Source organism: Bradyrhizobium sp. P2_E8, from assembly GCF_056403875.1.
Genome location: NZ_JBFUES010000294.1, coordinates 1 through 7,605, shown reverse-complemented (window position 1 = coordinate 7,605; position 7,605 = coordinate 1). Strand labels below are relative to the sequence as shown.

The 7,605-nt window shown below is 64.2% G+C and carries 7 protein-coding genes; 1 reads left to right on the top strand and 6 read right to left on the bottom strand.

Going from position 1 to position 7,605, the window contains the following annotated elements; genetic code table 11:
• The 6 genes from AC1D00_RS17870 to AC1D00_RS17845 all read right to left on the bottom strand — a co-directional run.
• Positions 1–272 (bottom strand): aminotransferase class V-fold PLP-dependent enzyme (locus tag AC1D00_RS17870; RefSeq protein ID WP_477011559.1); only part of this gene is annotated, 272 nt, incomplete at its 3' end.
• Complete coding sequence (sufD, locus tag AC1D00_RS17865) at positions 269–1,573, bottom strand: Fe-S cluster assembly protein SufD (protein ID WP_404556110.1); 1,305 nt, start codon at positions 1,571–1,573, stop codon at positions 269–271. The genes sufD and AC1D00_RS17870, both read right to left, overlap by 4 nt.
• Positions 1,574–1,585: 12 nt before the next feature.
• Positions 1,586–2,335 (bottom strand): Fe-S cluster assembly ATPase SufC, encoded by a 750-nt coding sequence (gene sufC, locus AC1D00_RS17860; protein ID WP_167770601.1) that lies wholly within the window; start codon positions 2,333–2,335, stop codon positions 1,586–1,588.
• A gap of 61 nt (positions 2,336–2,396) precedes the next feature.
• On the bottom strand, positions 2,397–3,893 hold the full coding sequence (sufB, locus tag AC1D00_RS17855; RefSeq protein WP_404556108.1) for a Fe-S cluster assembly protein SufB: 1,497 nt from the start codon (positions 3,891–3,893) through the stop codon (positions 2,397–2,399).
• Between the two features lie 113 nt (positions 3,894–4,006).
• Positions 4,007–5,146: a cysteine desulfurase family protein gene (locus tag AC1D00_RS17850; RefSeq protein ID WP_477011558.1), complete on the bottom strand. Its 1,140-nt coding sequence runs from the start codon at positions 5,144–5,146 to the stop codon at positions 4,007–4,009.
• Between the two features lie 51 nt (positions 5,147–5,197).
• On the bottom strand, positions 5,198–6,391 hold the full coding sequence (locus AC1D00_RS17845; protein WP_404556104.1) for an acyltransferase family protein: 1,194 nt from the start codon (positions 6,389–6,391) through the stop codon (positions 5,198–5,200).
• Positions 6,392–6,570: 179 nt separating this feature from the next.
• Here AC1D00_RS17845 and AC1D00_RS17840 point away from each other — a divergent pair, with 179 nt between their 5' ends.
• A complete protein-coding gene (locus tag AC1D00_RS17840) occupies positions 6,571–7,389 on the top strand; it encodes a LytTR family DNA-binding domain-containing protein (protein ID WP_235885523.1) in 819 nt (272 codons plus the stop codon).
• Positions 7,390–7,605: the final 216 nt, after the last annotated feature.

Here is a 7,605-nt window from a genome sequence, read left to right as displayed (position 1 = left end):
GCGTTGATGAACTGCGCCACCTTGGTGCGGCCGCCTTCATAGGCTTCGGTCGCGGCATTGGCGAGGTAATGCAGGCCGCGATGCACGTTGGCGTATTCGCTCGTATAGGCCTGCGTCATGCGGTCGAGCACGGCGCTCGGCTTCTGTGCCGAGGCGGCGTTGTCGAGATAGACCAGCGGCTTGCCGTAGACCTGCATGGCCAGCGCCGGGAAATCCTGGCGCACGCGTGCGACGTCGTAGGCACCGTTCTTGACTGCCGGATGCGTGCTCATGACCGCCGCTCCAACCAGCGCTCGGCAATGCCGATCACGTGCTCGCGCAGGCCGTCGTCGGCGATCTGCTCGATCGCTTCGCCCACAAAGGCCTGGATCAGCAGCGCCTGGGCCTGCTTCTCGGGCAGGCCGCGCGCCTTCAGATAGAACAACAGGCTGTCGTCGAGCGCACCGGCAGTGGCGCCGTGGCCGCAGGAGACGTCGTCGGCGAAGATCTCGAGCTCGGGCTTGTTGTCGGCTTCGGCTTCGTCCGAGAGCAAGAGCGCGCGGGTCATCATCTTGCCGTCGGTCTTCTGCGCATCGGGACGAACGATGATGCGGCCCTGGAAAACAGAATGGGCACGATCGTCGATCACGGCGCGGAAGATCTCGCGGCTGACGCAGTTCGGCACGGCATGGTCGACGACAAGCGTGGTGTCGCCATGCTCGGTCTTCTTCAACAGATTCACGCCGTTGATCGCGAGCTCGCTGCCCTCGCCCGCCAGCGTGATGAAGCCCTGGAGGCGGCTGACAGCCGCGCCGGTGGTCATGTTGAAGAAGTTGACCTTGGTGTTGGCGCCGACGGTGACGAATTGCGAGGTGATGTTCACCGCGTCGGGCGCATCGTCCAACAGGCGGATATGCGCGACGTCGGCGTTGTCGCCGATCGTCACGATCACGGCGTCACTGACCTGGTAGGCCTTGGCGCCGGCTGCCACGAAGCTTTCGATGATGGTGGCGCGAGCGCCGTTCCCGACCGCGAGCTGCGAGCGGGTGAAGGCCGAAACTGACGCAGCCATCGCGACGTGGATGATCTGGATCGGCGCAGACAGTTGCGCGCCATCGGCAATCGACAGCACGACGCCATCGGTCGCCATCGCCGCGTTCAGCTCGATCACGGCGTCGGTGGACACCGTCTTCAGGAGAGCGGCATCCTTCTCCAGCGTCTCCCGGAGCGTCTTGAGACCGACCTCGGAGACGAGCGCCTTGACGTCGGACAGATCAGCCACGAACACGCCATCGACCAGCACCAGCTTGCGGGCGCCAGCGATCGCATGGGCCTTCACGGCGTCCCCGGCGCGTTTCAGCGCGGCCGCATCGGGCGCGGCTGCCAGCGGCAGCACCTCGCCGACCAGTGCGCGCAGGTCGGTGTATTTCCATTCCTCGATCCGGCGATGCGGAAGGCCGAGACGCTCATAGGTCTCGAACGCCTCGCGGCGCGCCGCAATGACCGCCGGCGACCCCGGCAAGCGGCCTTCGGCGCTGGCGAAGAGATCGCTCACCGCGCGGCCGTTTCCGGTCTTTGCCACAGCAACGTTCATCCCAAATAATCCTTACGCGGCCTCGAACTGGGTGTAACCGGACGCTTCCAGCTCCAGCGCCAGTTCCTTGCCGCCGCTCTTCACGACACGGCCCTTCGACATCACGTGCACGACGTCGGGCACGATGTAGTTGAGGAGCCGCTGATAATGGGTGATCACGACCATCGCGCGCTTCGGCGAGCGCAGCGCGTTGACGCCGTCGGCCGCAATCCGCAGCGCGTCGATGTCGAGGCCGGAATCCATCTCGTCGAGGATGCACAGGCTCGGCTCGAACAGCGCCATCTGGAGCACCTCGTTGCGCTTCTTCTCGCCGCCGGAGAAGCCGACGTTGACGCCGCGCTTGAGCATGTCCTGCGGAATGTTCAGCGACTTCGAGACCTCGCGGACCTTCTTCAGGAAGTCGGGGGTCGAATACTCATCCTCGCCACGCGCCTTGCGCTGCGCGTTGAGCGCGGTGCGCAGGAAATTCATGGTGGCGACGCCGGGGATTTCCACCGGATACTGGAACGCCAGGAACACGCCCTTGGCGGCGCGCTCTTCGGGGGCCATCTCCAGGAGGTCCTCGCCCTTGAACAGGATCTGGCCGTCGGTGACTTCATAGCCGGGCTTGCCGGCGATGACGTGCGAGAGCGTCGACTTGCCGGAGCCGTTCGGCCCCATGATCGCGTGCACCTCGCCTTCGTTCACGGTCAGCGTCAACCCGTGGAGGATCTCACGCTCCTCGACACGAACCTTCAGGTCTTTCACTTCAAGCAAAGCCATTTTGGTGTCCAGTCTATTCAAATGATGCATGGAGCGCCGAGGCGCACCGCGAGGGTCGGTGTTAACCGACCGACCCTTCAAGCGAGATCGAGATCAGCTTCTGCGCTTCCACCGCGAACTCCATCGGGAGCTGCTGGAGCACGTCCTTGACGAAGCCGTTGACGACGAGGCCGACGGCCTCTTCCTGCGAAAGACCGCGCTGGATGCAGTAGAACAGCACGTCCTCGGAGATCTTCGAGGTCGTCGCCTCGTGCTCGAACGTCGCCGAGGAGTTCTTGGCCTCGATGTACGGCACGGTGTGCGCGCCGCATTTGTCGCCGATCAGCAGCGAGTCGCAGGCGGTGAAGTTGCGCGCGCCGGTCGCCTTGCGATGCGCGGTCACGAGCCCACGATAGGTGTTCTGCGACTTGCCGGCCGCGATGCCCTTGGAGATGATCCGGCTCGACGTGTTCTTGCCGAGATGGATCATCTTGGTGCCCGAATCGACCTGCTGGTAGCCGTTCGAGATCGCGATCGAATAGAATTCGCCGCTCGAGTTATCGCCGCGCAGGATGCAGCTCGGATACTTCCAGGTGATGGCGGAGCCGGTCTCGACCTGAGTCCAGGAGATCTTGGAGCGGTCRCCGCGGCAGTCGCCACGCTTGGTGACGAAATTGTAGATGCCGCCCTTGCCTTCCGAGTTGCCCGGGTACCAGTTCTGCACCGTCGAATATTTGATCTCGGCGTCATCATGCGCCACGAGCTCGACCACGGCGGCATGCAGCTGGTTCTCGTCGCGCTGCGGCGCGGTGCAGCCTTCGAGATAGCTGACGTAGGAGCCCTTGTCCGCGATGATCAGCGTGCGCTCGAACTGGCCGGTGTTGCGCTCGTTGATGCGGAAATAGGTCGACAGCTCCATCGGGCAGCGCACGCCAGGCGGCACGTAGACGAACGAGCCGTCGGAGAACACCGCCGAGTTCAGCGTCGCGTAGAAATTGTCCGAGGTCGGCACCACGGAGCCGAGATATTTCTTCACCAGCTCGGGATGCTCGCGGATCGCCTCCGAGATCGGCATGAAGATCACGCCGGCCTTCTTCAGCTCCGCCTTGAAGGTGGTCGCAACCGAAACCGAGTCGAACACCGCGTCGACCGCGATCTTGCGGCGGGCCGGGTCTTCCTCGCCCACCTTGGGCTCGACACCTTCGAGCATGGCGACTTCCCGCAAGGGAATGCCGAGCTTCTCGTAGGTCTTCAGGATCTCCGGATCGATCTCGTCGAGCGAGCTGATCGTCTTCTTCGGCTTCGGCGCCGAATAGTAATAGAGGTCCTGGAAGTCGATCTTGGGATAGTCGACGCGCGCCCAGGTCGGCTCGGTCATGGTCAGCCAGCGCCGATAGGCCTCAAGCCGCCACTGGAGCATCCAGGCGGGTTCGTTCTTCTTCTCGGAAATGAACTTGACGGTCTCTTCCGACAGCCCCTTGGGGGCCTTGTCGGACTCGATCAGGGTCTCAAACCCATAACGATACTGATCGACGTCGATGCGCTTCACGCGCTCGACCGTCTCTTGCACGGCTGGCATTCTATCCTCCGCTCGCGGTTTCAAGGACCGCGGTGGATCAAAGTCGGACGAGTATTACGATGTTTTCTGGCCGAAAGCACGCGCTTAGAACCGTTCAAGCCGTGTTTCGTCGCTTACTCTCTAAGTAGGGTATTACCAAGCTTTCGCCAAGCCTCTAACGCCCTATTGATGTCGTCCGGTTCCGTAGACCAGCCAAGACTGAGGCGCACCGCTCCCTGGGCGACCGCCGGGTCGAATCCCATGGCGGACAGCACGTGGGACGATTGGACCTTGCCCGAAGAACACGCCGAGCCGGAGGAGACCGCGATGCCTTCGAGGTCGAAGCCGATCACCGCCGTCTCGGCCTTCAGGCCGGGTGCGGTGAACAGGATGGTATTTGGCAACCGCTCAGTATTGTCAGAGAAGATCGTCGCTCCGGCGATCGCCCGGATGCCATTTTCCAAGCGATCTCTGAGGGTTGCCATCTGCTTTGCATCCTCCGGCAAAGCCTGAAGCGCGGCCCTTACCGCCGCGCCGAAGCCGGCAATGCCCGCGACATTCTCGGTTCCGGCCCGGCGGTTGAGCTCCTGCCCGCCCCCTCTGAGCAACGGTTCCACTCCGGAAACCCCCTCAGCCACGACCAACGCGCCGATGCCCTTGGGCCCGCCGATCTTGTGTGCAGAAAAGGTCGCAAGGTCCGCGCCTACCGCGTTAATATTGAAAGCAATTTTGCCCAGTGCCTGGATCGCGTCGACATGCAGGAGGCCCCCTGCGTCGTGAACGATCCCGGCGGCTTCCGCGACCGGCTGGAGCGCGCCGGTTTCGTTGTTGGCCGCCATGATCGACACCAGCGTCGGTGGGCCGTCCTTCAGCAACGCCTTGAGATGGTCGAGATCGACCACGCCGGCACGCGTCACCCTGATATGACCGACCTTGGCCGCCGGGAACCGGCCGCCTGCCAGCACCGAGGCATGCTCGACGGCAGAGACCAGCAGGCGCTCGACGGGGCCGCCGGACGGTCCCCGCAGACCAGGCGACAGCGCCAGCGCATTGGCCTCGGTTCCGGCGGAGGTGAAGACGACATTCCGCGGTAGGGCGCCGACAGCGCTCGCCAAAGTGGAGCGCGCTTCCTCGACGAGGCGTCGCGCCTCCCGCCCCTCAGCATGGACCGAAGACGGATTGCCGACGAGGTCATAGGCCGCGACCATCGCCGCCCGCGCCTCGGAGCGCAGCGGCGTGGTCGCATTCCAGTCGAGATAGACGCGGGTCGGCATGTGGCCCTCTTAGCACCTTTTGCCATCGCGCCAATCGGAACCCGGCGCAGATCAGGCCGGCTGCTCTCGCGCGATCCCGGCCGAGGACCGGGTCTCCATCCGTAATCCGAACAGCGGACGCAGCCAGGCGATCCGGCGCGCAATCTCGTAGCTGGCGAAACAAGTGAGCGCGGTGCCGGCAATTACGATTGCGGCCTCGCTGCCGGCTGACAGCCCACTGTCCCGCAGCGCGTGCGCAATCACGATGATCGCGGTCTGATGCACGATGTAATAGGGAAAGATCGCATCGGTCAGATAGCGGCGCACGGGGCTATCGGCCGTCAAATGGCGTCGCGCAAAGCCGAGCACCGCCGCCATCGCCAGCCATTGGTAGCAGCCATAGACCGAGCCGGCGAACCATCTCAGCATCGACGACCGCGGGAACAAGCCGGCATAAACGAGGACGAAGGCGGCGAAGCAGGCGGCTGCAAGCGTCAGCGCCGCCCACCGATGCCGCTCGATGTCACGCCAGATGCCGTCCTGCCGTGCGAGCAGGAAGCCGATCAGGAACGCGGTCGCATGGTCCGCGTGGTTGTACCAGTCGCCGAACAGCGCATGCGTCGACGGGAAGACCGGCGACAGAAACAGCCGCCAGGCTGCAAACAGCAGGCACGGCAGCACCAGCAGCCATGGCCCGGCGAGCACGGCCGCCACCCTCTCGCCGATCCAGTCCGCGGCCGCCGGCCACAGGGACAGCACGCCGACCAGGGCCATGGTGTAGACCCACAGATAGACCACGAACCAGAGATGGTTCCAGGTCGGCAGCACGATGCAGGGGTTCGGACAGAATTGCGAGCCGAACGCCAGGTAGTGGTGGATGTAGAAATCGACGAAGCCTTGGGGATAGCCGAGGCTCTCGACGATCTGGAGGTAGGATTGCGGCGGCACGATTACGAGCATGCCGAAGATCAGCGGGATCAAGAGCCGTGCCGACCGCGCGCGGGCGAAGGCGGCGAGCCCGTACTTTCCCAGCATGAAACGGCTGGCGACCCCGGAGACAAGGAACAGCAGCGACAGCCGCCATGGATTGAGCACCAGCATCACCGGCTCGAGCCAGGTCAGCCGGTGCACGCTCTTGATGTGAAACCCCCAGGACACGTAGAGCATGCCTACGTGGTAGAAGATCAGAAGCCCGAAGGCTAAGATCCGCACCCAGTCCAGATCGACGCGTCGTTCCGGGGGTGAGAGTTGCTGCGGTGTTGACATGGTTTTCTGCTCCTTGACGGGACGACAAACGCGGTTTTGGGGCCATGGCTGACACCGAAAATGCCCGACAAACGGAGCGCGTCGAGCCGGTTCGGGATCAGGATCGGACGCGAGGGGATGAGACGCCGCCGGCTGGGACGAGCGGCAGGCCTTTCGGGATCAGCGGCGGCGACTGGTCCATGTTCGTCGCGATTGCCGCCGTCGCTCTCGCGATCGGAATCGTCAACGCGCTCTCGGGGGCGCAGGACGCCGCCTGGCGCGGCGACGGCTATGACGTCGGCCGGCGGCTGTTCTGGGAGATGTCGAGCGTCGCCGTCATCCTGTTGCTGCTGCCGATACTGGTACTGGCGGTCCGCCGCATGCGCCGGACACCGGGCCTTTCCGCGCAGGTCGGAATCGGAGCGATCGCCCTGCTCGGCTTCTCCACCCTTCACGTCACCGGCATGGTCTGGATCCGGAAGCTCGCGCTCTGGCTCGCCGGGAGCACCTACGACTTCCACTTCTCGCTTGCGACGGTCCTGTACGAATTCCGCAAGGACGCCGTGGCCGTTGCCCTGATCGGCGGCACGCTCTGGCTGTTCGAAAGCCGGCGTGAGCTCAAGAATGCCGCATTCGCCGCTCTGTCCCGGCCGACCGCCTCGCAACAGCCGCTGTCCTCCGATCTGATCTGGCTGCGGGACGGCACCAGCCGCATTCGCGTTGCTCCGCGCGACATTCTCTGGGTCGCTTCTGCCGGCAACTACATCGAATACAGCCTCGCCGATGGCACCCACCACCTAATCCGGGGCACGCTCGCGGGCGCGGAAGGCGAGCTGGCGCGCTTCGCCATCGTTCGCGTACATCGGACCAAGCTTGCCAATCTCGAACGGGTGACCGGCGTGGACCTCAAGGCTTCGGGGGATTTCGAGCTCACCTTCGACACCGGGCAGACGCTCGGAGGCAGCCGGCGCTACCGCCCGGCTGTGGCTTCGCTCGGAGGCCGCATTGCGCCGGCGTAAATCGTTGCCGGGGATTGGCGCTCGATCCATAAATAATCATGATTCCAATCGGTTGAGCGGCACGCCGGGCGGCGCTGGTCGGCGCTTCGCTGGAGGCTGATTGCGGCCTGTCACCTGCGGCACGCTGCAGATAGCGCGGCGATGACCGGCTAAGCTCTTGAGTGCATTGGGAGATGTCGAAGAAGCTTGCTTTTTGACCCTTGCCTCGTGTTAGAA